This window comes from Salinirubellus salinus, from assembly GCF_025231485.1.
In the GTDB taxonomy this organism is placed as follows: Archaea; Halobacteriota; Halobacteria; order Halobacteriales; family Haloarculaceae; genus Salinirubellus; species Salinirubellus salinus.
Genome location: NZ_CP104003.1, coordinates 764550 through 789689, shown reverse-complemented (window position 1 = coordinate 789689; position 25140 = coordinate 764550). Strand labels below are relative to the sequence as shown.

Annotated in this window: 27 protein-coding genes; 14 read left to right on the top strand and 13 right to left on the bottom strand. The window is 69.5% G+C overall.

Annotation, left to right across the window (positions count from 1 at the left end; genetic code table 11):
* Window positions 1–102 precede the first annotated feature (102 nt).
* A complete protein-coding gene (locus N0B31_RS04395) occupies window positions 103–678 on the top strand; it encodes an NUDIX hydrolase (protein ID WP_260594628.1) in 576 nt (191 codons plus the stop codon).
* Here the strand turns inward: N0B31_RS04395 and mce are convergent.
* From mce to N0B31_RS04380, 3 genes are all read right to left on the bottom strand, one after another.
* Window positions 675–1061: a methylmalonyl-CoA epimerase gene (gene mce, locus N0B31_RS04390; RefSeq protein ID WP_260594627.1), complete on the bottom strand. Its 387-nt coding sequence runs from the start codon at window positions 1059–1061 to the stop codon at window positions 675–677. The genes N0B31_RS04395 and mce overlap by 4 nt on opposite strands.
* 440 nt (window positions 1062–1501) lie before the next feature.
* Window positions 1502–3181 carry an acyl-CoA mutase large subunit family protein gene (locus N0B31_RS04385; RefSeq protein ID WP_260594626.1) on the bottom strand — a complete coding sequence of 560 codons (1680 nt, stop codon included), beginning with the start codon at window positions 3179–3181 and terminating at the stop codon, window positions 1502–1504.
* Between the two features lie 94 nt (window positions 3182–3275).
* Window positions 3276–4328, bottom strand: a complete 1053-nt coding sequence (locus tag N0B31_RS04380; protein ID WP_260594625.1) for a type IV pilin domain-containing protein — start codon at window positions 4326–4328, stop codon at window positions 3276–3278.
* A gap of 90 nt (window positions 4329–4418) precedes the next feature.
* On the opposite strand from N0B31_RS04380, the gene N0B31_RS04375 reads away from it, so the two are divergent.
* Window positions 4419–5660, top strand: coding sequence for an outer membrane protein assembly factor BamB family protein (locus N0B31_RS04375; RefSeq protein ID WP_260594624.1), 1242 nt, complete (start codon window positions 4419–4421; stop codon window positions 5658–5660).
* A 15-nt stretch (window positions 5661–5675) separates the two neighbouring features.
* Here the strand turns inward: N0B31_RS04375 and deoC are convergent, their stop codons facing one another.
* A complete protein-coding gene (gene deoC, locus N0B31_RS04370; protein ID WP_260594623.1) occupies window positions 5676–6320 on the bottom strand; it encodes a deoxyribose-phosphate aldolase in 645 nt (214 codons plus the stop codon).
* A 106-nt stretch (window positions 6321–6426) separates the two neighbouring features.
* Here deoC and N0B31_RS04365 point away from each other — a divergent pair, with 106 nt between their 5' ends.
* Together N0B31_RS04365 and N0B31_RS04360 are read left to right on the top strand one after the other, a co-directional pair.
* On the top strand, window positions 6427–7389 hold the full coding sequence (locus N0B31_RS04365; RefSeq protein WP_260594622.1) for a ribose 1,5-bisphosphate isomerase: 963 nt from the start codon (window positions 6427–6429) through the stop codon (window positions 7387–7389).
* 47 nt (window positions 7390–7436) lie between these two features.
* Window positions 7437–7862 carry a hypothetical protein gene (locus N0B31_RS04360; RefSeq protein ID WP_260594621.1) on the top strand — a complete coding sequence of 142 codons (426 nt, stop codon included), beginning with the start codon at window positions 7437–7439 and terminating at the stop codon, window positions 7860–7862.
* Here the strand turns inward: N0B31_RS04360 and N0B31_RS04355 are convergent, their stop codons facing one another.
* Window positions 7863–8150 carry a hypothetical protein gene (locus N0B31_RS04355; protein WP_260594620.1) on the bottom strand — a complete coding sequence of 96 codons (288 nt, stop codon included), beginning with the start codon at window positions 8148–8150 and terminating at the stop codon, window positions 7863–7865.
* Between the two features lie 68 nt (window positions 8151–8218).
* Window positions 8219–9301: a glutamine-hydrolyzing carbamoyl-phosphate synthase small subunit gene (gene carA / locus N0B31_RS04350; RefSeq protein WP_260594619.1), complete on the bottom strand. Its 1083-nt coding sequence runs from the start codon at window positions 9299–9301 to the stop codon at window positions 8219–8221.
* 105 nt (window positions 9302–9406) lie between these two features.
* Between carA and N0B31_RS04345 the strand changes: the two genes are divergently transcribed.
* The gene (locus tag N0B31_RS04345; RefSeq protein WP_260594618.1) at window positions 9407–9820 is read left to right on the top strand and encodes an Lrp/AsnC family transcriptional regulator; all 414 of its coding nucleotides are present in this window, start codon (window positions 9407–9409) and stop codon (window positions 9818–9820) included.
* Between the two features lie 14 nt (window positions 9821–9834).
* Here the strand turns inward: N0B31_RS04345 and N0B31_RS04340 are convergent, their stop codons facing one another.
* The gene (locus N0B31_RS04340) at window positions 9835–10449 is read right to left on the bottom strand and encodes a hypothetical protein (protein ID WP_260594617.1); all 615 of its coding nucleotides are present in this window, start codon (window positions 10447–10449) and stop codon (window positions 9835–9837) included.
* A 186-nt stretch (window positions 10450–10635) separates the two neighbouring features.
* On the opposite strand from N0B31_RS04340, the gene N0B31_RS04335 reads away from it, so the two are divergent.
* Window positions 10636–11850, top strand: a complete 1215-nt coding sequence (locus tag N0B31_RS04335) for a sensor histidine kinase (protein WP_260594616.1) — start codon at window positions 10636–10638, stop codon at window positions 11848–11850.
* A 9-nt stretch (window positions 11851–11859) separates the two neighbouring features.
* Entirely contained in the window at window positions 11860–12654 is a 795-nt protein-coding gene (locus N0B31_RS04330) for an N-acyl homoserine lactonase family protein (RefSeq protein ID WP_260594615.1), read from the top strand.
* A gap of 1 nt (window position 12655) precedes the next feature.
* Here N0B31_RS04330 and N0B31_RS04325 read toward each other — a convergent pair whose 3' ends face one another.
* The 3 genes from N0B31_RS04325 to arcS all read right to left on the bottom strand — a co-directional run bounded on the left by N0B31_RS04325 (window position 12656) and on the right by arcS (window position 15440).
* Window positions 12656–13117 (bottom strand): hypothetical protein, encoded by a 462-nt coding sequence (locus N0B31_RS04325; RefSeq protein ID WP_260594614.1) that lies wholly within the window; start codon window positions 13115–13117, stop codon window positions 12656–12658.
* A gap of 118 nt (window positions 13118–13235) precedes the next feature.
* The gene (locus N0B31_RS04320; RefSeq protein WP_260594613.1) at window positions 13236–13625 is read right to left on the bottom strand and encodes a DUF7971 family protein; all 390 of its coding nucleotides are present in this window, start codon (window positions 13623–13625) and stop codon (window positions 13236–13238) included.
* Window positions 13626–13682: 57 nt separating this feature from the next.
* Window positions 13683–15440 (bottom strand): archaeosine synthase subunit alpha, encoded by a 1758-nt coding sequence (gene arcS, locus N0B31_RS04315; protein ID WP_260594612.1) that lies wholly within the window; start codon window positions 15438–15440, stop codon window positions 13683–13685.
* Between the two features lie 90 nt (window positions 15441–15530).
* Here arcS and N0B31_RS04310 point away from each other — a divergent pair, with 90 nt between their 5' ends.
* The gene (locus N0B31_RS04310; RefSeq protein WP_260594611.1) at window positions 15531–16508 is read left to right on the top strand and encodes a DUF6199 family natural product biosynthesis protein; all 978 of its coding nucleotides are present in this window, start codon (window positions 15531–15533) and stop codon (window positions 16506–16508) included.
* A 34-nt stretch (window positions 16509–16542) separates the two neighbouring features.
* Here the strand turns inward: N0B31_RS04310 and tgtA are convergent, their stop codons facing one another.
* Window positions 16543–18039 (bottom strand): tRNA guanosine(15) transglycosylase TgtA, encoded by a 1497-nt coding sequence (gene tgtA, locus N0B31_RS04305; RefSeq protein ID WP_260594610.1) that lies wholly within the window; start codon window positions 18037–18039, stop codon window positions 16543–16545.
* A 120-nt stretch (window positions 18040–18159) separates the two neighbouring features.
* Between tgtA and N0B31_RS04300 the strand changes: the two genes are divergently transcribed.
* Window positions 18160–18912 carry a DUF7979 domain-containing protein gene (locus tag N0B31_RS04300; RefSeq protein WP_260594609.1) on the top strand — a complete coding sequence of 251 codons (753 nt, stop codon included), beginning with the start codon at window positions 18160–18162 and terminating at the stop codon, window positions 18910–18912.
* Window positions 18913–18921: 9 nt separating this feature from the next.
* On the opposite strand, the gene N0B31_RS04295 is transcribed toward N0B31_RS04300, so the two are convergent.
* Window positions 18922–20052 carry a carbon-nitrogen hydrolase family protein gene (locus N0B31_RS04295; protein ID WP_260594608.1) on the bottom strand — a complete coding sequence of 377 codons (1131 nt, stop codon included), beginning with the start codon at window positions 20050–20052 and terminating at the stop codon, window positions 18922–18924.
* Window positions 20053–20100: 48 nt separating this feature from the next.
* Complete coding sequence (locus N0B31_RS04290) at window positions 20101–20667, bottom strand: HD domain-containing protein (protein ID WP_260594607.1); 567 nt, start codon at window positions 20665–20667, stop codon at window positions 20101–20103.
* A 261-nt stretch (window positions 20668–20928) separates the two neighbouring features.
* Between N0B31_RS04290 and N0B31_RS04285 the strand changes: the two genes are divergently transcribed.
* The 5 genes from N0B31_RS04285 to N0B31_RS04265 all read left to right on the top strand — a co-directional run bounded on the left by N0B31_RS04285 (window position 20929) and on the right by N0B31_RS04265 (window position 25120).
* A complete protein-coding gene (locus tag N0B31_RS04285) occupies window positions 20929–21345 on the top strand; it encodes a DUF7124 domain-containing protein (protein WP_260594606.1) in 417 nt (138 codons plus the stop codon).
* 44 nt (window positions 21346–21389) lie between these two features.
* Window positions 21390–22238 (top strand): DUF7847 domain-containing protein, encoded by an 849-nt coding sequence (locus tag N0B31_RS04280; RefSeq protein ID WP_260594605.1) that lies wholly within the window; start codon window positions 21390–21392, stop codon window positions 22236–22238.
* 118 nt (window positions 22239–22356) lie between these two features.
* Window positions 22357–22890 carry a DUF5815 family protein gene (locus tag N0B31_RS04275; protein ID WP_260594604.1) on the top strand — a complete coding sequence of 178 codons (534 nt, stop codon included), beginning with the start codon at window positions 22357–22359 and terminating at the stop codon, window positions 22888–22890.
* A gap of 259 nt (window positions 22891–23149) precedes the next feature.
* A complete protein-coding gene (locus N0B31_RS04270; RefSeq protein ID WP_260594603.1) occupies window positions 23150–23383 on the top strand; it encodes a hypothetical protein in 234 nt (77 codons plus the stop codon).
* A gap of 102 nt (window positions 23384–23485) precedes the next feature.
* Window positions 23486–25120 carry an ABC transporter substrate-binding protein gene (locus tag N0B31_RS04265; protein WP_260594602.1) on the top strand — a complete coding sequence of 545 codons (1635 nt, stop codon included), beginning with the start codon at window positions 23486–23488 and terminating at the stop codon, window positions 25118–25120.
* The last annotated feature ends 20 nt before the right edge of the window (window positions 25121–25140 follow it).

Sequence of the window (25140 nt, the reverse complement as noted above, 5' to 3'; positions counted from 1 at the left end):
AAGGCGCCGCTCGCTCCGCTCGCAGCGGGTGGGTGCGCTCGTACCGCCTCCGCACCGCCGACCGCAACTGCTTTGCTCGGCCACCCACTGCTCTCCTCGCCCGTGACCCACTACAACCGCACCGAAGTCGAGCGGCGTCTCGAGCAGCTCGAAGCCGAGTACGACCCCGTACTCGAACACGAGGACGTCACCCTCGAGGAGGACGAGTTCGCGGAATTCCTCACGCACGCCGCAGACGGCTACACCGGCGGCGGCTACGCGTGGGTCGTCCGCGAGGAGCCGAGACCGCTCTCGGAGTCGATGCCCGAGCTGGACGAGTCGTACCCTCGCGTCCTGCTGGCGATGGGTCGCGGCGTCGACGGGTGGGGACCGGCAGGGGGCGGGCGGGAGGAGGGCGAGACGTACGAGGCGGCGGCGGAACGCGAGGTCAGCGAGGAGACCGGCGTCGAGTGTTCGGTGGTCGGTTGCCGGCGCGTGCGACGCGCGACGTTCCGGGCCGAGTCGGGTGGTGACGACGTCGCACACACGCTCTGGGTGTACTTCACCGCCCACGAGACCGGCGGGAGCATCGACGTTCAGGAGTCCGAACTGGACGGTGCGGCGTGGTTCCGGGAGGTGCCGAGTCGGTGGCACTGGGCCGTCGCGGACCACCCCTGGACGTGGGACGCGTGGGACTAGTGCTGGACGAACTCCAGCAACACACCGCCGGTGTCCTTCGGATGGAGGAACGCCACCTCGTGTCCCCAGGCACCGGGCCGCGGTTGTTCGTCGATGAGCGAGACGCCGGCGTCACGGGCCGTCTCCAGCGCGGCCTCGATGTCCTCGGTGGCGACCGCGAGGTGGTGGATGCCCGGCCCGTTCCGGTCGAGGTAGCGAGCGACGGTCCCACCGTCTGTCGGTTCGAGTAACTCGAAGTAGCCGTCACCGAGGTCGAGGAAGACGACGCGGAGTCCGTCGTCCATCACCTCCTTGTGGGCGACCGGGGCGTCGAACAGTGTCCCGTACAGGTCGGCGAGCTGGTCGGCGTCGTCGGTCGCGATGCCGGCGTGGTCGAACTGCATACCGGCTGGTCGGCGTGGTGTGTCTAAACTCCGTGGGTCGTGGCGGTCCGGTCTCAGGAGCCGGCGCCGTCGACCTGTCGTCGACCTGTATCGTCGCCGACCGCAGGGACCGGAGGGCCGCGTCGAGGTCCTGTCGGGCACCCGCACGACCCTGCTCGACCGTCTCGCGCGCGGTGTCGAGTCGCTCGTCGGAGGCGGCGAACGCGACGAAGGCGTACTCGCTCGCACCGGGGGCTGGGACCCGGTTCAGGTACGAACGGGCGTTGGTGAGGTGTTCGAGGGTGGCCGTGTAGTCGCTCCGGTCGAGCGCCGTGGCGGCGAAGTCGAGTTCGCGTTCGACGTGTTCGGGGGTCAGCGACGGACGGGGGTGGTTCATCGAGTCGATAGGAGGTGGCTCCGAGATATGAACCCGTGGCCGGACTCGCGTCTCGAAACGCGGGTCAGACTCCGGTTCGGTACTCGCCGAACGAATCGCGCATCGTGTCGCAGATCTCGCCGACGGTCGCGTACGCCTTCACCGCACGGACGATGTGTGGCATCACGTTCTCGCCGCCCTCACAGGCGGCGTGGAGGTCGTCGAGCGCCGCGTCGACCGCCGGCTCGTCGCGTTCCTCGCGGACCTGTGCGACCGACTCGCGCTGCCGGCGGGCGTCCGCCTCGCTGACCTCCTCGATGTCCTCGGCCTTCTCGTCGTCCTCGACCTGGAACTCGTTGACGCCGACGATGATGCGCTCGCCGGTCTCGATCTCCTGCTGGCGGTCGAACGCGGTGTCCTGGATCTGTCGCTGGACCCACCCGGACTCCACGGCCTCGCGCATCCCGCCGCGCTCGGCCACCTCGTCGAGTATCTCGCGGGCCTCGGCCTCGAGTTCGTCCGTGAGCGACTCGACGTAGTAGCTCCCGGCGAGCGGGTCGATGGTGTCGGCCGCGCCGGACTCGTGGGCGAGTATCTGCTGCGTGCGCAGGGCGGTCCGTACCGACTGCTCGGTGGGGAGCGACAGCGCCTCGTCCTTCCCGTTGGTGTGGAGCGACTGAGTGCCGCCGAGGACGGCGGCGAGCGCCTGGTACGCCACGCGGACCACGTTGTTCTCGATCTGCTGGGCGGTGAGGGTAGAGCCACCGGTCTGTGTGTGGAACTTGAGTTGCTTGGAGCCGGGCTGTTCGGCGCCGAAGCGCTCCTCCATGATGCTGGCCCACATCCGCCGGGCCGCTCGGAACTTCGCCGCCTCCTCGAGGATGTTGTTGTGTGCGTTGAAGAAGAACGACAGCTGGGGGGCGAACTCGTCGACGTCCTGCCCGGCCTCGATGGCGGCCTCGACGTACTCGATGCCGTCGCCGAGCGTGAACGCGATCTCCTGTGCGGCCGTGGACCCTGCCTCGCGGATGTGGTACCCCGAGATGGAGATGGTGTTGAAGTTGGGCGTCTCCGCGGCGCAGAACTCGAAGATGTCCGTGATGAGCCGCATCGACGGCTCCGGCGGGAAGATGTAGGTGTTCCGGGCGATGTACTCCTTCAGGATGTCGTTCTGGATGGTCCCACGGAGTTCCTCGCGGGGGACGCCCTGTCGGTCACCGACGGCGATGTACATCGCCAGCAGGACGCTCGCGGGGGCGTTGATGGTCATCGAGGTGCTGACCTCGTCCAGCGGTATCCCTTCGAACACCGTCTCGAAGTCGTCCAGCGAGTCGATGGCGACGCCCGACTTCCCGACCTCGCCTTCGGCCATCGTGGCGTCGGAGTCGTAGCCCATCTGGGTGGGGAGGTCGAACGCCATCGAGAGCCCGGTCTGGCCCTCGTCCAGCAGGTAGTGGAACCGTTCGTTCGTCTCCGTCGCGGTCCCCATCCCGGCGTACTGGCGCATCGTCCAGAGCCGGCCGCGGTACATCGTGGAGTAGACGCCGCGCGTGTACGGTTCCTCGGCGGGGTTACCGAGGTCCTCCCCGTAGTCGAGGTCGGCCACGTCGGCCGGGGTGTAGAGCGGTTCTACCTCCTGCCCTCCGGTGTCGGTCGTGAACGTCTCCTTTCGCTCCCCGAACCGCTCGACGGTCGGGCCGTAGGTCTCCTCGGTCCACCGCTCCTCGGACTCGCGGATGGCGTCGAGGTCGTCTTCGTCGAACATGCTCCGGGCTACCGCGGCGGGGCGCTTGAATGTTGGTAGCGAGGGTCCGACCGGAGGGAGAACCCGACGGAGGGGCGACCGCGTGTCCCCTCGCCTACTCGGGGACCCTGAACAGCCCCAGCGTCGCGCTCGTGCTGCCGTCGGGGCTCTCCCAGACGACCCGGAGGTCCGTGCCCGGGTCGGGTGCGCGGACGGTGGTGTGGTCGTCGCCCGCCTGCACCACGCCGTCCTCGTCGGCCCACCGTTCGCCACGTCGCCGCCCCTCCGTGGTGTACTCGACGAGCAGTTCGCTGGACGGCACGTGGTCGCCGCCCGTGTGGACGATGGTGACCGGGCCGCCCGAGTCGTACTCGTACTCGAAGGCGACCTGTGGGACACGAGGGGCACCGCCCCCGCCCCCCTCGATACCGAGCACGAACGTCCCGACGACGGCCGCCAGCAGGACGAGCAGGAGCGCGACGACGAACGGCTGTTCGCCGTCGGTGCGCTCGAAAGAGCCGTGGAACTCCACGTACTCGGCGCGGGCGACTGGCGGCAGGCCGTCGACGACGGACGCGGGGAGACCGACCGCACGGAGGACGCCGCGCGCGTCGGCGACCGAGACGCCGTCACCGTCCACGCGCGCCCAGAACGAACCGTCCACGTCCACGCCGAGGGCGAACGACTCGACGGCGCCGAGTTCGCCCTCGGTGACTGAGACGGCCGTGACGGCGTCCGCGTCGAACGACGTGTCGGGAGTGGACACCGTGGTCGGGCCGAGGTCCGCGAGGAGGCGTGTCCCCTCGCTGGCGACACCGGTGGCGAGGCGGGCGGCGACGGCCTCGGCGTCGAGGGCACCCGCGAGCGTCCGTAGACCCGCGACGCGCCCCGGTCCGCGACCGAGGACCGGCGCGAGACGCCGGTCGAGGTCGGCGGCGGTCCGGCGGTCGAGCGATTCGAGGTCGACGTCACGGAGCGCCTCGACCGCCGCGAGGTCGAGGTGCCCGGTCACGCGCTCGCTCACCGCCGCGACGGTGTCGACGGCGCCGAGCACGTCGAGTTCGGTCGTGGCGGCGGAGCGGTCGAGGGCTGGGCGGGCGGTCGCCGGGGCGGCGAGGCCGGTCACGCCGACCGTGACGCCGGCGAGGAACGTTCGTCTGGAAGGCACGTCCCGGCGTTCGACAGGTCCCGACAAAAGAGTACGGGGGCGATTTGACCCTCCCAAAGGCTTTCTCCCGACAGGCGTGGAATCGGGCGTATGTCCCCGAAACGACCCTCCATCCGCAGGCGCGAGTTACTGGCTGGCGTCGCCGGCCTGACGGCCGCGAGCGCGAGCGCTGGCTGTCTCGGCCTCGGCGTCGGTGGCTCCGGCCCCGCACCCGGCACCGACGACTCGACCGACTGGCCGGAGCGTGGCAACGGTCCCGCCGGTCGCTCCTACGCACCGGACGCCCTCGCCCCACGGTCCGGGACGAGCCAGCGGTGGGCGACGGAGGTCCCGTGGATCACGGACCGACCGGTCGTGGCCGAGGGGCTCGTCCTCCTGCCCACCGCGGGTCCGCTGGTCGCGTACGACACCGAGAGCGGCGACGAGGTGTGGCGCTACACCCCGGAGGTCGAAGGACAGCCGTGGTTCCACTCGCCCGCGGTCCGCGACGGGACCGTGTTCGCCACCTTCCGCGAGGCGCGAGGACTGGCCGCGCTCTCGGTCGAGGACGGGAGCGTCCAGTGGCGCGCGGACGTGGGACCGGTCTCGGCGCCGCCGCTCCCGGTCGAAGACGGAAGCGTCCCCTACGTCTTCGTCGGCGACCGGCGTGGACGACTGACGCTCCTCGACGACGAGGGGGACAGCGAGTGGACCTACGACCTGTTCGGGGAGGTGACCACGCTCCACGCCCCGGACAGGGGGCTCGGCCAGCGAGCGTACGTCGGGACGTCCGCCGGCGAGGTGTACGCGATGTACGACGACGGCGGCAGTCCCCGTGGTCTGTGGCGGCGGAAACTCGGGGGGAAGGTGCTCTCGATGGCCATCGACCGGGGTGGTGACGCCTACGTCAGCACGTTCGGCGGTCCCACCGTCAGGCTCCGGGGGGGTGCCCACGCCGGGCGGACCGACTGGTCCAACGCACGGTCCGGCACCCTGCAGGAGGGGCTCTGTGCCGTCGACGGGCGAGTGTACGGGGCGAACCTCGCCACGCTCGACGCGCTCGATACCCACGAGGGGAAGACGGCGTGGACTGTCGATGTCGGGAACGACGTGGACTTCACCTGCGGTCCGGTCGCGGCGGGCGACACGCTCTACGTCGGGCGGAGCGGCGCGGTCGACGGCTACAAACTCGGTGGCGGGGTCGGCGTCGGCGGGACTCGACTCGAGGCGAGGCGGTTCCGCCACGGTGTCGAGGGATCGCCGGCCGGGATCGCCGTCGCGGACGGTGCGCTGTTCGCCGCCGTCGAGTCGTCGGACGGTCCCTCGCGACTCCTCGCGCTCGACCCGGCCTGACCGCGTGCGGTGGGGCTACTCCGCTGGCGCGCCATCCAGGATGGCCACCCCGGAGGACGCGCCGATGCGCTCCGCGCCGGCCTCCAGCATCGCCATCGCCTCCTCGTAGCTCCCCACTCCACCCGACGCCTTCACCGGGAGGTACTCGCTCATCAGTTCCACGTCCGCTACCGTCGCGCCACCGTCGGCGAAGCCGGTCGAGGTCTTGACCATCGCGGCGTCCGCGTCGCGGGCGGCCTCGCAGGCCCGGTGTTTCTCCGCGTCGGTCAGGAGCGCCGTCTCGATGATGACCTTCACGGGCAGCGGCACGGCGGCGACCAGTTCGGCGAGTTCCTCCCGGACCGCGTCGTCCTCGCCGGCCTTGAGGCGACCCACGTTCATCACGACGTCCAGTTCGTCGGCACCGTCCTCCCAGGCGCGCTCGGCCTCCGCACGCTTGACGGCGGGGGCGTGCTGGCCGTGCGGGAAGCCGACGACGGTGGCGACGGTCAGGTCCCACGCCTCACGGTCCGGGACCTCGAGGTAGCACGGGGGGACACAGACGTTCGTGCCGTACTCGTGGGCCTCCTCGCAGCGGCGCTCGACGTCCGCGGGCGTCGTCTCCGGCCCGAGGACGGTGTGGTCGATGTAGGGTGCGAGTTCCTCGCGTGTGAGTTCCATGCCGGGGTTGTGGTGGAGGAGGACAAGAAGGTTGGCCGTCCGCGGTCCGTGTCGGAGTGGGCCGGGACGGGGCGGGGCTTTTGCCCGTCGGGGGGCAACGGCCAGCATGGACGTTCACCCCGACGTGGAGCGCACGGCCGAGTCCATCGCGACGATGGAGACGCGTGGGGCCGCGGCCATCGCGGACGCGGCCGCGGCGGCACTGGCCACGCAGGCCCGCGAGGGCGAGGCGGCGGACCCCGCCGAGTTCCGAGCCGGGATGCGTGCGGCCGCCCGTCGGCTCCGCGAGACCCGCCCCACGGCCGTCTCGCTCCCGAACGCGCTTCGCTACGTCCTCCGCGGGATGCAGGGCGAGGACGTGACGACGCTCCGTGATTCGGTCGTCGACTGTGCGGAGACGTTCCGCTACGACCTCGACCGCGCTCAGGACCGCCTCGGCCGCATCGGCGCCGGTCGCCTCCGCGACGGCGACGTGGTGATGACCCACTGCCACTCGACGGACGCGCTGGCGTGTGTCGAGGCCGCCGTCGAGCAGGGCAAGCACGTCGAGGCGTACGTCAAGGAGACGCGGCCCCGTCAGCAGGGCCACATCACCGCGAAGGAACTCCGGGAGATGGGTGTCCCCGTCACGCTCGTCGTCGACAACGCGGCCCACCGGTACCTCGACGAGTGCGATCACGTCCTCGTCGGGGCGGACTCCATCGCCGCCGACGGGAGCGTCATCAACAAGATCGGCACGGCGGGGCTCGCCGTCTCCGCACGCGACCGGGGCGTCCCCATCGTGGTTGCCGCCGGGACCATCAAGATCCACCCGGACACGCTGACCGGGGCCGCGGTGGAGATCGAGCACCGCGACGAGGCCGAGGTGATAGACGACGAGACGCGTGCGGAACTCGGAGACGTGGACGTGCTGAACCCGGCGTTCGACGTGACCCCGCCGCGGCACATCGACGCCATCGTCACCGAACGCGGGCAGTTCCCGCCCGAGAGCATCGTCACGCTGATGCGCGAACTGTTCGGCGACGCCGTGGAGGCGCCGTGGCAGGAACCGGGCGACGGCGTCCCCTGACCGTGGCCGAGCGGAAGGGCTAATCCCTCGCCGCGGCTGGAACAGGTATGGCAGACGACGCGGGGACCGACGGGGAGACAGAGGGCGACGAGCGACAGAAGCGCCAGCTCCGTCGGCTCGGGGTGAGTACTGCGGTGAGCGGACTCATCGTCGTCGCCGCCGCGCAGGTGCTCCCCGACCCGTACGAGGTGCTCGTGGGCGGACTGGGCTTCCTCGGCATCGCCGTCCTCGTCTTCGAGTACACCGAGGGGCTGGAGACGGGGCTGTCGCTCGGATTCATAACGAGCGGGCTCATCGTCTGGGTCTACCCCATCTTCACGAACGAGACGGACTGGCTGTTCACCGGGGTGCTGCTCGTGTTGCTGGGCGTCGTGAACGTCGTCTTCCCGCCGTTCGCGCTGTTCTTCCAGAACATCGGCCGGCGGATCGGTGGGGGGAAGGAGAAGGGGGAGGAGGAGAGCGGCGGGGACTGACTACCCCACGCTGGCGGGGGTGTAGTTGGGACACGGCAGCACGACGATGCCGAGGAACAGCGCCACGCCCCCGTATCCGGGGACGGCCAGCGGTCCGGGAGTGATGGACGAGAGCCCGAGGACGAGCAGCGGGAGTCCCACCAGGGTGGTCGCGTGTCGCTCCCAGACCGGGACCAGTTCGTCGGGCGGCGTCTCGGGGGACTGGGGCAGTCGTCCCACGGCACGGAACAGGAGGCCGGCGCCGAGGTCGGACGCACCGATGGTCAGGAGCGAGGGGACGAGAGCCATCGGTACTCGGTGCAGCGTCGTGGTATATGGATCGTCTGGCGACAGGCCGGTCTCCGCGACCGGGCCCGTTACGCCGAGGGGGTCGTCTCCGGCTTCTCGTGGCCGGCGAGCGCGAGCACGTCGTCGAAGAAGTCCAGCGAGTCGTGCGGGCCGGGGTTGGCCTCGGGGTGGTACTGGCGGGTGATGACCTCCAGTTCGTCCGACTCCAGACCCTCGGGCGTGTCGTCGTTGACGTTCACCTGCGTCACCTCGAGTGGGCCGGGGTCGGCGACGGTGTACCCGTGGTTCTGCGTGGTCATCACGACGCGGCCCGAGCGGAGGTCACGGACGGGCTGGTTGACGCCGCGGTGGCCGAACGCCATCTTCTCCGTGCCGCCGCCGAGGGCGTTGGCGACGACCTGCTGGCCGAGGCAGATACCCGCGAGCGGGAGTTCGCCGACGTACTCCTCGACGAGCGCCTCGGCGGCCGTGAAGTTCTCCGGGTCGCCGGGACCGTTCGAGACGAACAGGACGTCGGGGTCGACGTGTTCGACGTCCGCGATGGTGGCGTCGTAGGGGAGCACGTCGACGACGGCGTCGCGTTCCACGAGCGAGTCGACGATGGAGCCTTTCGCGCCGCAGTCGACGAGCGCGACGCGCGGGCCGTCGCCGTCTGCGTTGTAGGTCGTCCGCTCGGCGATGGACACCTGCGAGCCGATGTCCGTGTGGTCGCTCATGCCGATGCAGTTCTCGAGTTCCTCCAGCGCGGCCTCCTCGGAGGCGTCGGGACCGGCGGAGATGCCACACTTCATCGCACCCTCGTCGCGGATGCCCGTGACGAGGTCACGCGTGTCGAGGTGGTCGACGGCGGGGACGCCCTCGCTCTCGAGCCACTCGGCCACGTCGTCGGTGAGTTCACGCGCGACGACACCGCGGGGATGGACCCGGTCGGACTCGAAGCGCTCCTCGCGGACACCGTAGTTCCCGATGAGAGGGTACGAGAAGGTGAGCACCTGCTCCTCGTAACTCGGGTCCGTCAGTGACTCCTCGTAGCCCGTGTAGGCGGTCGTGAACACCAGTTCGCCGCGGGTACGTCCCGGTGCGCGGCTGCGCGCCTCCACGACGCGGCCTCCCTCGATGGCGAGGTAGGCCGTCTCGCTGTTCTCGCTCATTACGCATATCGTATGCACAACCCCACATTAACCGTTCCCTTCGAAGCGAGATTACGAAATTCGTAATCGTCAAGTGCGACCACCTGGAACGGCCCACAGAGACCGATGGATAGCCTCGACCACGAGATACTCGCCATCCTCCGGCGTGACTCGCGGACGCCCTACACGGAGATCGCCGGCCGGGTCGGCACCAGCGAGGGGACCGTCCGCAACCGCGTCGAGCGACTGGTCGAGGACGGCGTCATCGAGCGGTTCACCGTGGCGACCCGGACCGGGAACGTCAAGGCGATGATCGAGGTCGGCGTCGCGGTCGACGTCGACACCACCGCCATCTCCGAGGCCATCGCCGACTGGGACCAGGTCGACTTCGTCTGGCAGGTCTCGGGCGAGGAGGACATCGTCGTCGTCGTCGACACCACCGACACGGGGACGCTGAACGAACTCATCACCCGCGCCCGCGAGCTGGACGAGGTGGTCTCGACGAAGACCCGACTCATCCTCGCGGAGAAACTCGGCTGAGCCGCTCGGGCGACTCAGGCGCTCGCTCGTTCGACGCCGATGGCCTGCGCGATGGGCTCGGCAACGACCGGCAACAGCAGCACGAGCGGGACCGCACCGAGCACCACCCCGTGAGTCACGGTGTTCCCGAGGATGCTGAACAGCGCCACCGGGAGGCCCGCGTCGCTGAGAACGAAGAACGCGACGCCCTCGAAGGTGGCCTGCACCCCCGCCCCGGCGACGGCGGCGGCGACCTGCCAGCGGCGGTCGGTCGGGTCGCCGGCGACGTGGAGGACCCACCCGAACGTGACGATACCGAGCACGTAGCCGACGAACCCGAACGGGTCGTCGAGTTCGTACCCCTCGATGATGTCGTAGGCGCCCTCACCGACGGCCATCCCGATACCCGCCGAGAGCGTCGCGAGGCCGTACGGCACGAGCGCCACCAGCAGGTAGATCAGGAAGAACGCCTTCAGGTCCACGTCGGTAGCGAACTCGGGCACCTGCTCCGTCACCGCCGAGGCGACGAAGAATGTTATCGACGCGACGGCGAACAGCGTCACCAGTAGCCGTGGCGAGGCGAGTCCTTCCCTGCCCCACTCGTCCCCACCCGGTCTATCCACCGACCGCCCCCCACCTGTGTCGTCCATCGTCTGGAGTCCCCGGCTGGAGCGTAATGAAGCTTCGTCGTGACTCGTTCCGTATTCGTACGACCGTGCACTCATTCGACTACCGAGTGAGATATAGTGCATTCGAGAGCACTATCAGTCGGACGACACGGGTGAGTTCTCCAGAGCTACATAGCGTTCTGGAGATAACATAGCAACGAATACCCCGTGGAGTACGCGACACTCCGCGACGTGGGACAGACGGACAGCGGGACGCCCCGACGACGCGCGAAGTACGGGATGGCCCTCTTCGCCGCCGTGTTCTCGGTGCTCTACCTCTACTACTTCACGGAGGTCCACCGGGCCGGGACGATGCTGGGGGTGAAGGGGTTCCTGGAGGCTGCACTCCTCGGCATCCCCCTCGTCGTGCTCTACAGCGGCACCGCGTGGGTGAGCCTGACGCGGTACGACGAGGACCTACTCCCCCGGTTGCTCCGCTGGACGGCGGGGGCGGCCGTCGTGTTCGCCGTGCTCGTGACCGCGACGATGTTCGTCATCGGCACCCGGTTCGACCCCGGCGAGCGGTTCCTCGTCATCCAGATGTCGTCCGGGTTCGGGAGTGCCGCTGGCCTGCTCATCGGCGCGATGGAGGTCAGGGCGAACCACGTGGGCCGGGAACGGGCGCGGACGGAGCTCACGGCCGAACGTCGCAAGCACGAGCGCGAGCGGATGGAGTACCTGAACCACCTGCTCCGCCACGAGGTGCTCAACGGCATCGCCATCGTCCGGGGAACCGCGGGCATCCTCATCGAGGACGTCGACGACCCGACCGCGACCCGTCGGCTCCGGACCATCCACGACCGGAGCGACGAGGTGGCCGTCTTCATCCAGCAGGTCCGGACGCTGCTACAGGACCCCACGGACGTCGACCCTGGCTCGGTCGACCTGGCAGCCCTGATCGATGGAGAGGTCGAGAGCGTGGTCGCGGGGTTCGAGGTCGGTGCGGTCCGGACTGACGTCCCCGACGACGTGCAGGTGGTCGGGAACGACCTGCTCGGTCGGGTGTTCACGAACCTGATGGAGAACGGCATCCGCCACAACGACCCGCCGGTGACGCTCGAGGTGACGGCGGTCGTGGGTCCGGACCACGCCGATGTGAGCGTGCTCGACGACGGCGACGGTATCGACCCCGAGGATGAGGAGCAGTTGTTCAGCTACCCGACCGGTGGGGACCACGGGTTCGGACTCTCGCTCTCGCGGGACCTCGTCCAGCGCTACGGTGGCGACCTCCGGCTGGAACGGACCGACGAGACCGGGACCGAGTTCGTCGTCACCATCCCGCGGGCGGCAGGTGCGACGGGTGAGGGTGGGCCGACCGAACCGGACGAACCGACCGCCGCCCGGACCACCGTCGACCCACAGGGCCAAGCCACCGGGTCGTGAGACGAGGGTATGCCCGACTATCAGGTCCACGTCGTCGACCGTGGGACCATCACCGCCGACACGAACCTCGTCCTCGACGGTTTCCGGACCGCGACGGCGAGTGACCCGAACCCGGACCTCGTCCGCGGGGACGGCGTCGTCTACAACCTCGTGTTCGACCACCCCGAGGGGACCGTGCTCTGGGACACCGGCTCCGACCCCGACTGCGCGGACTGGTGGCCTGACGAGCTCTACGACGCGTTCACCCACGAGGACGCCCGCCCCATCGAGGACGACCTCGCCGACGCGGGGTACTCGGTCGAGGACATCGACGCGGTCGTGCAGTCACACCTCCACCTCGACCACGCCGGCGGTCTCTACGCCTTCGAGGGGACAGACGTCCCGGTCTACGTCCACCGGGACGAGCTGGAGTACGCCTACTACTCCGCCAAGACCGACGCGCCGGACGGTGACGAGGCCTACCTCGAACGGGACTTCGACCGCGACCTGAACTGGCGGGTCGTGGACCGACACCGTCACACGCTGTTCGAGGGGCTGGAACTGGTCCACCTGCCGGGCCACTCGCCGGGCCTCCTCGGTGTGCAGTGCGAGCGGGGCAGAGAGACGCTCCTCGTCGTCGGCGACCAGGCCTACGCCGCACCCAACTACGAGCAGGGCGCCTCGATGGGTGCCAGCCTGCTCTGGAGCACACGTGACTGGCACGAGTCGCGGTCGCTGTGTCGGGAACTGGAGCGGCGTCACGACGCGACGGTTGTCTTCGGCCACGACGCCGCACAGATGGAGGAACTGGGGCCGACGCTCTGACTCACTCACCCGGTACGGGCGTCCGTCGCTGGCAGGTGAACTCGACGGTGAGTGCGTCGAGCGTCTCCCCGTCCTCGGCGTTCGCGACCACCTCGATGCGGCCGTTCTGGGGGAACGCACCGAGCGCCTGCTCGTAGACGCGCCTTGCGGGGGCGTCGGGGTCCGTCCCCTCCTCGCGGGGAATCAGGTACGCGTCGCCCGTCGTGGTCCGCAGCGTGAGGCTGTCGAACCGCTCGAACGCCTCGCTCTCCCGGTTCAGGACTGTACGGAACACGACGTTCTCGCCGGGTGAGGCGCTGGCCTGCTGTATCAGGTCGCTCGACTCGTCGCGGGCCTCCGCGCTCGACTCGCAGGACCGACCGCCGCCATCGCTGCTCGCCTCACCACTCAGGGCACCACACCCGGCGAGTCCGGTCGTCCCGACCGCCGTGACTGCTGTCAACACCGCACGTCTGGAGGGCATCGTGGTACCCCACTGGTCCGAGCGTGTTAGTTCCCGCGGTGTGGCACCTGCGGGGAATCACCTACAAGAACGTTTGCCACACGGTGACAGTAGACGCTCTGGCCGACCGGCGGCCCGTTCAGTCGTCCTTCAGGTCCTTCAGTCGGATGCCGTCGTCGGCGATGCGGTAGTTGCGCTCGCGGTCCAGCAACGCGCCCACATCGTGCTGGTATATCTGGGAGATGAGTTCACCGTGGAGGTTCCGCCACGCGATGGCGTAGGCGGGCGACTGGCCCCACGCGCGGAGTTCGGGGACGAAGGTGTCGTACGTCTCCATCCGGGACTCCATGTGTTCGACGACGTCGAGGACGTCGGCGGCCTTCTCGGCGTCCTCGTTCGCCCCCAGCGACCGGTTGAGGTGGCGTTCGTACCCCTCGACGGCCTTCTCCATGTCCATCGCGGCGTTCTGTCCGTCCTGCGGGAGCAGGTCGAGGACGTGCTCCGGAATCGTCAGTTCGATGGGTTCCATGGCCCGTGGTAGCGGCGCGCGGTACAAAGAGATGGTCGTCGCGGAACGCCGCCCCGATTACCGCTCCTCGCTGTGCCGGACTTCGACCGCCACGCCCCGTGTCGACTCCGCCATCTCCCGCCCCGGCATCTGCGCGCGGCCGACGGCGAACGCCTTCGGGCCCTCCACGACCACCTCGTCACCCACGCGTACGTCGTCGTCAGCGTCCACGATACCCGGCGCGAGGACGCTCCCCTTCGGGACGAACGCGTCGATCTCCACGCGCTTGGTGGGTGCGTCCGACTTCAGCCAGTGGCGTGCGCCGGCGAGCGTGAACGAGAGCGACCCGTACTGCGGGACGAGTGTGGCGAGGTGCTCGCCACCCTCGTGGGCGCGGAGCTTCGGGTAGCGTCCGTCGGTGCGGAGGTCCTCGGAGAACAACTCCTCGCCCGCGCCGTCGCCGAGGAAGAAGTCCGCGATGGCCCGGACGGTGTTGTGTTCGCGTTCGCGTTTGGGGTAGCGGTCGTTCCCCCCGAGCGCGTTCGCGAGGTTCGCCAGCGAGTCGCTCGTCGTCGGGTGGTCCGCGACGGTGTAGGTGAACTCGGTCCCGTCCAGTCGCGCCTCGGCACGCTCGCATATCTCGCGGTAGCCCTCCGGTGGGACGTGCGCTATCACCTCGGGGTAGTCGGCCCGTTGGAGGTAGCGCACGAGCACGTCCGTCACGAACTCGATCTCGGTGGCGGACCAGTCGCCGGTGACGACCGAGTCGTAGTGCTGAGCCGGGTAGGTCAGTTCGAGTTCCTGCGGGACCACCCCGATGGGCGAGGTCATCGAGACCATGTGCGCGCGCCAGCGGACGGCGTCGTGGTACTGGCCGTGCGACTGGGACTCGCTGTAGGGTTTACGGGCCGAACAGGGCACGAGGACGAGCGGCCGGTCGTCGAACCGCGGGACGTAGCGCGAGGTGACGCGGTCGGCGAACCGCTGTATCTCGACGCGGCGGAGGGAGTCCTCGCTCGCGGCGAGCATCGAGTTCCGCCGGTAGACGGGCGTCCGTTCCTCGCTGTAGGCGTACTGGCGGTCCAGCCGTCGGAACACGCTCGTCCCGAACGCCTCGTGACGGGCCTGCCCCTCGACGTAGTCACGGAGCCGCCCGCGGCGGATGCGCTGGCGGACGGTGGCGAGCTCGGCTCGGAGGGCGTTCACGTTGTGTTCCGCACAGTCCTCCGGGCCGAACGAGTCGCGCCCCTGCTGGCAGGCGGTGCAGGCACAGGGGAGCTCGTCGAGGTCCTCGAGGAAGTACTCGCCGTCGCTCGTGAGGTAGAAGCCCTCGGTGCCACGGACGTGCGCGAAGTCCGAGTCCACGAGGTCGACGCCCGCGTAGACGAGCGTGGCGACGTTCGCGGGCGTGGCACAGCCGGCGAGGTAGAGCGCGGTGTCGCCGGGGATGGCCGCTCGCGTGCGGATCACGCTGCCGACGAACGCTTCGGCGTGGTCGACGAGGCCCGGTCCACCGGAGAGGAGGTACGCGTCGACGCCGAGATCGGCGGCGGTGTCGGCGGTGACGACGGCCGCGGCGGGGTAGTCGACGTCGGGCGGCTCGGGCGCGAAGGCCTCGGCGACTCGCTGGTCGGTGCCGGTCGGGGCGGCGCGGTGCGGGAGGACGCTCAGGTGGGCGTCGTCGCCCTCGGGTACCTCGCGTTCGGCAGCCCAGAGCGACCCCGCGTCGCGCAGCACCTCGTCCACGAGTGCCGGTGTGCGGAGCGGGTCGGCGAGTCGCAACTCGCCGAGGCGGGCCGCCCCGTCCCGGTCGTGGACCTCGAAGTGGTCGGTCATGGTCGGGTTCGGCGACGGCGGGGGAACACTCTTGCCTTTCACGGTGGGCGGGCCGAAAGAGATTCATCCGCGGCCTCACGCCCCTCGTGTATGGTCCCCGACACCAGCCGTCTCCTCCGACCGCTGGTCCGGCCACGGACGGCGTTCGAGGACGACCCGCCCGACGGGTTGGACGGCCTCCTCGTCGTCTGCCTCGCCGGGCTCCTCGTCGCCGCGTCGCTCGCCGGCACTGCCCTCGTCCTCGGTGAGGTGGTGTCCGGTACCGCGACCGTCGACAACCCGGAGAAGCCGTCGACCCGGGAGTGTACCGAGCCGACGGGCTGGCCCGACGACATGGACTGGTACACGCCGAGCGAGTGTACCCTGCCGGACACCGTCGACGTCTCCCTCGGTGGCGCGGCCCAGCAGCGGCTGTTCTCGGCGGCGCTGGGCGCCCCGTTCGCGCTCGGCCTCGTCTGGCTCTCGGTCGGTGGCGCGGGCTACCTCCTCTCCGGAGCCGAGTCGTTCACGACGATACTCGGTCGCGCCGGGTGGGCGTTCCTCCCGGTCGGCCTGCTCTGGCCCGTCCGGGCGGCGGCCGTCGCCCTGCTGGCGCCGAGCCGCTCGTACCCGGCGACACCTGACGCGGTGCGCGAGAGCGCGGGCGAGTTCGTCCTCGGCACCGCCGAACCCCTCCTCGTCGGCATCTCGCTCGTCGGTCTCGCGTGGGCCGTCTACGTCCTCGTCGGCGCGCTCGTCGCGGAGACCGGCTCCACCACCGGCGGTGTGGTCGCCGCCTCGCCACTGTTCGCGTTCGGACTGCTGGCCTTCCTCGGGGGACCCGACCTCCCCACCGGCTCGGAGGAGGTCGTCCCGCTGGCGGTCCTCCTCCTCGCACTGATCGGCGTCCCGCTGCTCGTCGTGCCACGTGGGTACATCCAGTTCCAGAAGACGTTCGAACTGATCGGATTCCGCAATCGGGACGCGGTCGAACCCGAGGACTGGTACGTCGCGCTCCACCGCATCAGTGGACTCCTCGTGGTGGGTGGAGCGACGGTCGTCCTCGGCGCGAGTACCTACCTCGCGTGAGTCACGCGTCACCCGACGCACGGCGGTGGCCGACTCAGTGGTCCCGCGGGTCCGTCCCGTCCCCGTACCGCTGGACCTCGACACCATCGGGCACGCGCTCGACGGCCGACGCGGGCCACTGGTGATGCGCGAACGTGAACGTCACGTCCGGGTTCGTCTCGACCAGTCGGGCGACGCCGTCGGCCGCCCGTTCGTACGCCTCGCGAGAGAGGCGTTCCGGCACCTCCGCTGTGAGCGGGTACGACTCCGAGAGCGCCCGCGGGAACGGCCCGAACGGGGGGACCACGCGCCACGTGGTGTCGTGGTCGTCGGAGTTGCCCGACCCCGTCGTCAGCAGGCAGGTGTCACCCGCCACGGTGAGACGCTCGAGTCGCTCCTGGTGCCGGAGCACCTCCGGTCGGTCGGCGGACTCGGCCGAGAGGTGGAAGAACGCGCCCTTCGAGACCGGGTCGGTCGCTTCGAGCGTCTCGGCGTGCGCCAGCATCGCCCGGAACCCGTCGACCAGCGTGGGGTGCCCCCGGACGCGCGTCTCGACGAGTTCGAGCAGCGACCCCGACCTGATGGCCTGTTTCACGCGGCGGAGCTCCTCGAAGGTGACGTGGAGGTTGTGCTCGGCGAGCAGTCGCGTCCGCTCGTCGTCGTCCTCGCTGCGGAGGCCCTCGGGCGTGGAGGCCGCACAGACGGGACACGAGCACGGGAGGTAATCGAGGTCAGCGAGGAGTTCGGTCCCCCGGACCGTGAGGTAGCGGTCGTCGCGGGCGTAGAGCGCGTAGGCGGCGGAGTCGAACAGGTCACACCCCATCGCCACCGCGAGCGCGAACATCATGGGGTGGCCGGCACCGAACAGGTGGACGGGCGCGTCGGCACCGAGGCCCCGCTTGGCGGCGGCGACGACGTCGACCACGTCGTCGTACCGGTACGCGTTCAGCAGCGGCACGACCGCACCGATGGGGAACACGTCGAGGTCGGTGGCGTAGGCGTGTTCGGCTGCCGCCGTCCGGAGCGCCGGGTGAGTCGACCCCTGCACCGGCGCGTTGACGAGCATCTCACCCACGTCGACGGTCTCGGCCTCGGCGAGGGCGCGCTCGGTCTCCGCGAGTTCGGACTCGGCCCGTTCGCGGCTCACGTCCGGTGGGGTGGGGATGTCGACGGGCGTCCCGATGTCGCTCCCGATGTCGTGCTGGAACCGCAGTATCTCCTCGGTGTCGACGCTGATCTCGCCGTACTCGGCCAGCTGGAACGACCCAGAGTCGGTCATGATGGCCCCGTCGAACTCGTAGAGGTCGTGCAGGCCCACGTCGAGGGCCTCTTCGCGGAACTCGTCGCTCCCGTAGAGGATGTAGCCGTTCGTGATGAGTATCTCGGCGCCGAACTCCGACTGGAGGCGGGCCGGCGGGACCGTCTGCTTGTGGGGGTTGACCACCGGCAGGAGCGCCGGCGTCTCCACCGTGACCCCCGCCCTGGGGACGGTCAACTCGCCCAGTCGGGCCGCGCCGTCCCAGTCGCGCACCTCGAATATCTCGCGTGCCATTCGTTGCTGGCGTTTTCCGGGGCGCGGGCTTGTGGGTTCCGTTCCGGGCCGCCACGGCCGACGGCGGACGACGTGTCGTGGAGAAAGCACTTGTAGCCCGCTACAGAATCACCGACGACCGTGCCCTCCCCCGACGCCCGCCGGCTGCGTATCGCGGGGCTCGTCGTCGCTGTCGTCCTCCTCGGCCTCGCGGCGTACCCGGGGACGCTCGCGTCGCCGTACGAGACGACCCGCGGTGACCCGTCGTACGACCACGCTATCGTCACCGAGTCCTCGGCGACCTACGACGAGTACGCCGCGGACCCCGACATCGAGATATACCGGTACGAGGAGCTCTCTCCCGCCGCGCAGGACCTGTTCGACCGGGCGCTCGCCGAGCCGGACGGCGTGTTCGAACCCACCGTCTGCCGGGGGTTCGTCCTCGTCTGTGACGGCTACGCGCAGTCGGACCTCCCGCCGGAGTTCGAGTACGGCACGAGACTCCGGCCCGACGAGGCCCTCCAGTTCGTCGAGAAGGGCGGCGAGCGCTACCTCTTCCGGACGGGCACCATCAACCACGCCACGCTGTTCGGGTTCTCGAACCTCCTGTTCCTCGCGTGGCCGACGGTGATCCCGCTGGGCATCCTGGTCGCACGGGCAGCCTACGCCGCCGAGAGCGACCGGTACGTGGCCGGCGTCACCGCCTTCGGCGCCGTCGTCGCTGCCCTCTCGCTGGTCGCCCCGTACCTCGAGATGTACCGCGTCGTCGGGGCGTTCTGGGTGGGCGTGGCCGTCCTCGCGGCGACGTGGCTCGCCATCGTCGCCGCCGGCACGCACCGGGTCTACCGGTGGGTCGTCGCTCGCCGGGGGACCGAGCCCACTGGCGGTGTCTGAGACGCGTGGTCAGTCGGCCAGGCTCTCGGCCACGGCCTCGACCGCCTCGTAGGGGAGGTCGTGTTCCTCGGCGATGGCCTCGAGGTCGGCGGGCTCCGGCCGCGAGGGACCGAGGCTGTCCCCGACCCTGCGGACGCGCCGCGCGTCCCCCGCTCCTCCGCCGTGGTGGTCGTGAACGGGTTCGTAGGTGGCGTCGTTCACCTCGAGGTTGACGGCGTCCCAGCGCGTGTAGTGGCCCATCGCGTCGAAGTAGGCCTTCACCGCACGCCGCTCGTCGCGCTCGAACTCGGCGGTCAGGAGCGCCTCCTCGTTCAACACCGGTCCGGCCTTCACCACGCCGGCGGGGTTGACGAGCATGCTCCCGCCGGCCGCGAGGTCGTACCCGAGTTCGCCGTCCTCGAACCCGGGCGGGTTCATGTCTCCGAGGTAGAGCGAACTCGACAGGACGAACGACTGGGTCTCGAACGCGTACTGTCGGACCGCGGGGTAGATGTCGCAGGTGTCGCTGGCGGCGGCGTCCTCGGCCCGGGACTTCGCGCCCGGGTGCCCGTCCTGCGTCCAGTAGCCCGGCCAGACGGCGGTGTGTATCTCCTCGCCCATCGCGCAGAGCGCGGCCTTGGGGAGCGTCATGTGGTTCTCGTAGCAGACGAGGCCGCCGAGGGTCCCGAGGTCGCTGTCGTGGACCGCGAGCGTCGACGGGTCGCCACGGCCCCAGATGGTCCGTTCGCCGTGTGTCGGCATGAGCTTCCGGTGGACCCGGACGAGTCGGCCGTCCCGGTCGAACCAGAACATCGAGTTGTAGAGCGTCTCGCTCCCCCGTCGCCCGGAGCGTTCGGTCGCGCCCAGACAGACGTGGACGTTCGCCTCGGCGATGGTCTCTCGCAGTGGGTCGAGCGCCGGGTCGTCGAGCGTGAGACTCTCCTTCTGGAGGTCGACCATCAGTTCCGTCCAGCGCGGGATGGAGACCGCGCGCCGCCAGTAGGGGTAGCCGGGGACGAACGTCTCGGGGAACGCGAGGAGGTCGACCCCCTCGCTCGCGGCCCGTTCGACGTACCGGCAGGCCTTCTCCAGCGTCGCTTCCTTGTCGTGGTAGACCGGCTGGACCTGTGCGGCCGCGAGGGTGAACGACTCGGCGGGCATGTCACGCGATGCGATACCACACGACAAGAGTGTACCGTCGCCCCCGACTCAGGCCTCGCGGAGGTCGTCGACGTACGCGAGGCGGATGGCGTTCGCCGCCGCCTCGTCCGCTCGCCGGACCAGTTCGGCTTCGAGGAAGGCTGGGTCGACGTCCGTCCGCGAGGTGTGCGAGAGGACGACGTGTGCGAGTTCGACCGGCAGGCCGGCGCGAGCGACGACGTGGACCCCCCAGTACGGGTGGCCCAGCAGGTCGTAGGTGCGCGTGGCGTCCATCCCGTCGAACTCCACGAGTTTCGACACGTCGTGGACGAGCGCGCCAGCGACCAGCAGGTCCGTGTCGACGGCCGTCTCGCGGCGGGCGACCAGCGCCCCGGCGAGCGACACCGCCCCGGCGGTCACGTCCCGGACGTGGGGGACGAGTCGCTCGGCGTCTGCGGGGACGCCGAGGGCCCGCTGTACCGGGGGGAGCCACGGGAGCGCCCGGAGCGACTCTGCCGTCTCCACGCCGGCGTCCTCACAGGCGCCCGCCCACGCCGCGAGGACGCCCTCACGTAGCGCCGGGTCGCCGATCTCGTCGGCCTCGGGGAACACCTCACGGACGGTCTCGTGGTCCATGTCGATGCCTGAGGCCGGGGTGGGCTTAGTTCGGTGGGGCGGTGCCGTGTGACCGTGGTCGGACGGTCGCAGTGTCTCCACGGGTCAGATGGTCGTGAAGCCCGCGTATCGCGCGATTCGGCGTGTCTACTCACTGCATCCGCTCCACGCAGTTCGCGTGTCGCTCGCTGGCGCGCTCCCGCTCACGACGACGAGGTGCCTCCCTGCGGTCGGCACCTCGCATCCGAAGCGTTTTGCCGGGTGCCGACCCCACCAACGGGTATGCAAGGTGGCGGCTCCTCGGACATGACCCTCGCGTTCGAGCTGGAATCGCTCAAGCGACTGCGGCGGCCGGACGAGGTCTTCTCGGACGCACGCTCGTGGTCGGAGTACGTCGGCGTCGTGAGTGACAAGCCCACCTACGTCGTCACGAACTTCACGCGGAAGAACCGCATCCGGCAGGACTTCTTCTCCGGGCCACGGGGCAAGGTGGAGTCGCTGGAGAACGTCAAGCGGCAGTTCGACACCGACCGCCACGTCTTCATCGGCGCGGGCGACGAGGACGCCGACATCGCCGACGAGGTGGGCTGGGAGTACCTCGGCATCGAACAGGCCGCCGAGGCCGCCGAGTGGGAACTCGGCGACCCGGAGACGGTCACCGAGCGCGAGGGCGGCGAGGAGCGCGACGACTGGCCCTGACGCCGGGCCGAACCCATTAAGTCCGCGCCGGGAGGCGTTCCGGCATGACGCTGGATATCGGACGGGCCGTCGAGGAGGGGTTCTCGCGGCTCACGACACGCAACGGGCTGCTGCTGTTCGTCGTCTTCCTGCTGGTCGGTGCGGTCAGTACCGTCGCCCAGCAGTCGCTCAGCGTCGCGGCGTTCGAGTCGCTCGTCCGCGCCGCCGAGACTGCGGGAACCGGTGCCGACGGCGCGTTCACCCCCGAACAACTCGAGACGCTCCGCGAGCAACTCCGGACACAGCGGGCGGCCTCGCCGCTCGCGGTGGACGTGCCCGCCATCGCCGCGGTGGCGGTGGTCTTCCTCTTCGCCCTCGTGGCCGAGGCGGCCACGATGGTCGCCATCCGGGCGTTCGCGAGCGACACGACCGACGCCCTCCCGGCCGACGCCGCGGACCGGCTGGTCTCGGTGACGCTCAACGGGTTCGTGGGGGGTGTCGTCCTCGCCGTCCTCGTCACCATCGGCCTCGCCCTGTTCGTCCTGCCCGGCGTGTTCCTCTACGTCGTCTTCCTCTTCCTGCGACAGGAGATCGCCCTCCGCGACAGGAACTTCGTGGACGCGCTGGCCGAGTCCTACGAGCTGACGAAGGGGAACCGCATCACGCTGTTCGGCCTCGTGGCCGTCCTCGTCGTCGTCGCCATCGTCGGGCTCCTCCCCAGCCTCGTCGTGACCGCCGTCGGCGGTCCCACACTCGTCGGGACGGCCATCGGTCTCCTCGTCGGCCCGATCGTGGCGCTGTTCGGTATCGCCGCCACGACGAACGCTTACCAGCAACTGCGGACGCACACGGCGGCGGAGCCGGCAGACGACGAGGTGGGTGCGCTCGGCCCGGACGACATCCCGGAGCCCTAAGACGGGCGTAGGCACCACGCCACGGCTCGTGTCGCCCACCGTCTGGCTCCGAGGTGCCTCCGATGGTCGACACCTCACGTATCGCCCCCTTTTAATCGCTGGCCCCCGAACGGGGGGTATGGCAGAACCGCGCGTCCCCGGTGGGGAGACGGCCGAACTGGACCTCCCCTGCGGACGGACCGTCGCCGTCCACGACCTCGACATGGGCCTGCGGGACTACGAGTGCGCCTGCGGGGAGCGACACGCTGTCGTGATGGACGTCCACCCGCTCTCGCGGTGGGTCCCCGAGTCCATCGTCGACGTGCTCCGCGTCACGGTCGACACCAGCGACGACTGGGACGAGTTCGGCACCGTCCACGTGATGGGGATGGTGCTGGAGGAGTTCCCCGAGGCCGTGGCCAGCGTCGACCTGAGCGAGGACGGCTCCGTCGGCTACACGCTGGTCTGGATGACAGACTTCGACTCCCGGCGGCTCCACGAGGTCGTCGTCGAGTTGCTCGTCGAACTGATGGAACACGCCATCAGCCACGCCGAGGACGGCAGTGTCGCGGCACAGTTCGAAGAGCAGATGCTCCAGTTCGACGTGAGCGAGTTCGTCGAGGCCTACCGCGCGGAGCGGGACTTCGAGGACGAGTTCGACCGGGCGGTGTAGCCGGGCGATTCGACCGGTCCTCACCCGAACACCGGCGCCGTGTGGATACTTCCCACGAACCGAAAGTACTACTATCCATCACTATGGAGTCGGGGTGTCGACGCCGCGCCGCTCGCCCCGGCGCGTCACCCACGGCCAGACACATCCGTCCGACATCTGTGAGTGTGTCCGTCGGTCCGCCGTCCCTCGATTCTGCCCGAACCGCCGTCGGACGCCTGTCTGACGGGGTTCTATGACATTCGGGGTGTTGTGCATACACATGCGCATACGCCGGGGCGAGTTCGAGCGCATCAGGTCGGTGCTCTCGGACGCGGAACCAGACGAGCCCCTGACCGCCCGCGAGATACTCGACCTGCTCGAGGAACACGGGCAGGGGAGCGCCTTCGAGAGTCCGCACCGCGTGGCCACGGTCCTCGGTCGTCGAGCGCAGGCGGGCGAGGTCGAGGTCATCCAGGGCCAGCCCTACCGGTATCGCGTCCCAGAACTCAACTGACCGGGGGACGGCCCTCGAGGAGGATGTTCCATCCACCAGGGAGTCGAAACGACCGGAGCGCACCCTCGCTATTTAATAGGAGTGAACTAGTGAATACGAGGTATGTCACGCGAAGACGTGGACCGACGGACGTTCCTGAAGGCGACCGGTAGCGCCGGAGCGGTCGTAGCGCTCGCCGGCTGTGCGGGCAACGGCGACCAGACTCCCGAGCCGACCCCGGAACCGGGCGACGACTCCACACCCGAGCCGACCCCGACCGAGACCGACACCGAGAGTGGCGACGGCGAGGAGGTCGAGACGTTCGACATGACGGTCACGGCAGGGCAGATGGACTCCGGCCTCGACCCGCAGGACCACGCGGAGACGCCGACGGACAACATCGTCAGCCAGGCCTACGACGGGCTCCTGGACCGGGACAAGCAGGGTGGAATCGTCGAGGGGATCGCGAGCGAGTGGGAGCGCGTCGAGCCGGGCACTGTCAGGTTCACGCTCCGTGAGGGTGTCACCTTCCACAACGGTGACCCGCTCACAGCCGAGGACGTTGCCTACAGCATCCGACGGATCGTCTTCGACGACGTCGGCATCGCGAGCGCCCAGAAGAACGACCTCGGCGCGGTCAGTGAGGTCGTTCCAGGCGACGGCGAGGTGACCGTCAACTTCGACGGCCTCAACCCCATCGTATTCCAGCTGTTCGCGACCAACGGGCAGGTCATGCAGCAGTCGTGGGTCGAGGAGAACGGGACCGACTTCATCAACCGGAACACGAACGGGACGGGTCCGTTCACGGCCGCGAGCTACGACTCGGGCAACGAGGTCGTCTTCGAGCGGTTCGAGGACCACTGGCGCGGGGCGGCCCCCGTCGGCACGCTAACGTGGAACGCGGCCAGCGAGTCGAGCACGCGTGTCAACCGTATCCTGCAGGGCGAGAGCGACATCACGGTCAACGTGCCGCCCCAGGAGATCAGCAGGGTCCAGAACTCGGACTCGGCACGTATCGCCCCGGTCCCGAGTACGCGCATCATCTTCCTGCAGATGCGCTACGACGTCGAGCCGTTCACGTCCCAGGAGTTCCGTCAGGCGATGAACTACGCCGTCGACCTGAACAGCATCATCGAGAACGTCTTGGACGGGTTCGGTGCCCCCACTGGCCAGCCGACGCTGGAACCGTTCGTCGGGCACAACCCCGACATCGAACCGTACCCGTACGACCCCGAACAGGCCGAGCAGTTGGTCGAGGATTCCGGCTTCGCCGGCGCCGAGATCACGCTCCAGACGCCCATCGGCCGGTACCTGAAGGACGTCGAGATCGCACAGGCCTGTGCCGACCAGATCGACCAGCTCTCGAACGTCTCCTGTGAACTCCAGCAGCGCGAATTCTCCTCGCTGGTCCAGGACCTGACGACCGGGAACATCGAAGACAAGCCGGCGTTCAACCTGCTCGGCTGGGGTAACGGCGAGTTCGACGCCGCACAGACCATCATCCCGCTGCTGGCGACAGACGGGGCGCTGACCATCCTCGAGAACGACCAGGTGGACCAGTACATGGCGGATGCACAGAGCACGGCCGACCCGGACGAGCGCTCCGCGATACTGCAGGAGGCGAACGCGTTCATCCACGACCTCGCACCCTGGGTGTTCCTGCACCAGCAGTTCAGCGTCTACGGCGTCTCCAACCGCATCGACTGGCAGCCGCGGAACGATGAGATCATCGACCCGTACACCGCCACGCTCAGATAACACCGTGATATGCATCCCCG

Coding starts and splice junctions, on each gene's coding strand:
- mce (WP_260594627.1), bottom strand. CDS start 1,061: ATGCAGTTCGACCACGCCGGCATCGCGACCGACGACGCCGACCAGCTC.
- N0B31_RS04385 (WP_260594626.1), bottom strand. CDS start 3,181: ATGTTCGACGAAGACGACCTCGACGCCATCCGCGAGTCCGAGGAGCGG.
- N0B31_RS04375 (WP_260594624.1), top strand. CDS start 4,419: ATGTCCCCGAAACGACCCTCCATCCGCAGGCGCGAGTTACTGGCTGGC.
- deoC (WP_260594623.1), bottom strand. CDS start 6,320: ATGGAACTCACACGCGAGGAACTCGCACCCTACATCGACCACACCGTC.
- N0B31_RS04365 (WP_260594622.1), top strand. CDS start 6,427: ATGGACGTTCACCCCGACGTGGAGCGCACGGCCGAGTCCATCGCGACG.
- N0B31_RS04360 (WP_260594621.1), top strand. CDS start 7,437: ATGGCAGACGACGCGGGGACCGACGGGGAGACAGAGGGCGACGAGCGA.
- N0B31_RS04355 (WP_260594620.1), bottom strand. CDS start 8,150: ATGGCTCTCGTCCCCTCGCTCCTGACCATCGGTGCGTCCGACCTCGGC.
- carA (WP_260594619.1), bottom strand. CDS start 9,301: ATGAGCGAGAACAGCGAGACGGCCTACCTCGCCATCGAGGGAGGCCGC.
- N0B31_RS04345 (WP_260594618.1), top strand. CDS start 9,407: ATGGATAGCCTCGACCACGAGATACTCGCCATCCTCCGGCGTGACTCG.
- N0B31_RS04340 (WP_260594617.1), bottom strand. CDS start 10,449: ATGGACGACACAGGTGGGGGGCGGTCGGTGGATAGACCGGGTGGGGAC.
- N0B31_RS04330 (WP_260594615.1), top strand. CDS start 11,860: ATGCCCGACTATCAGGTCCACGTCGTCGACCGTGGGACCATCACCGCC.
- N0B31_RS04325 (WP_260594614.1), bottom strand. CDS start 13,117: ATGCCCTCCAGACGTGCGGTGTTGACAGCAGTCACGGCGGTCGGGACG.
- N0B31_RS04320 (WP_260594613.1), bottom strand. CDS start 13,625: ATGGAACCCATCGAACTGACGATTCCGGAGCACGTCCTCGACCTGCTC.
- arcS (WP_260594612.1), bottom strand. CDS start 15,440: ATGACCGACCACTTCGAGGTCCACGACCGGGACGGGGCGGCCCGCCTC.
- N0B31_RS04310 (WP_260594611.1), top strand. CDS start 15,531: ATGGTCCCCGACACCAGCCGTCTCCTCCGACCGCTGGTCCGGCCACGG.
- tgtA (WP_260594610.1), bottom strand. CDS start 18,039: ATGGCACGCGAGATATTCGAGGTGCGCGACTGGGACGGCGCGGCCCGA.
- N0B31_RS04295 (WP_260594608.1), bottom strand. CDS start 20,052: ATGCCCGCCGAGTCGTTCACCCTCGCGGCCGCACAGGTCCAGCCGGTC.
- N0B31_RS04290 (WP_260594607.1), bottom strand. CDS start 20,667: ATGGACCACGAGACCGTCCGTGAGGTGTTCCCCGAGGCCGACGAGATC.
- N0B31_RS04285 (WP_260594606.1), top strand. CDS start 20,929: ATGCAAGGTGGCGGCTCCTCGGACATGACCCTCGCGTTCGAGCTGGAA.
- N0B31_RS04280 (WP_260594605.1), top strand. CDS start 21,390: ATGACGCTGGATATCGGACGGGCCGTCGAGGAGGGGTTCTCGCGGCTC.
- N0B31_RS04275 (WP_260594604.1), top strand. CDS start 22,357: ATGGCAGAACCGCGCGTCCCCGGTGGGGAGACGGCCGAACTGGACCTC.
- N0B31_RS04270 (WP_260594603.1), top strand. CDS start 23,150: ATGCGCATACGCCGGGGCGAGTTCGAGCGCATCAGGTCGGTGCTCTCG.
- N0B31_RS04265 (WP_260594602.1), top strand. CDS start 23,486: ATGTCACGCGAAGACGTGGACCGACGGACGTTCCTGAAGGCGACCGGT.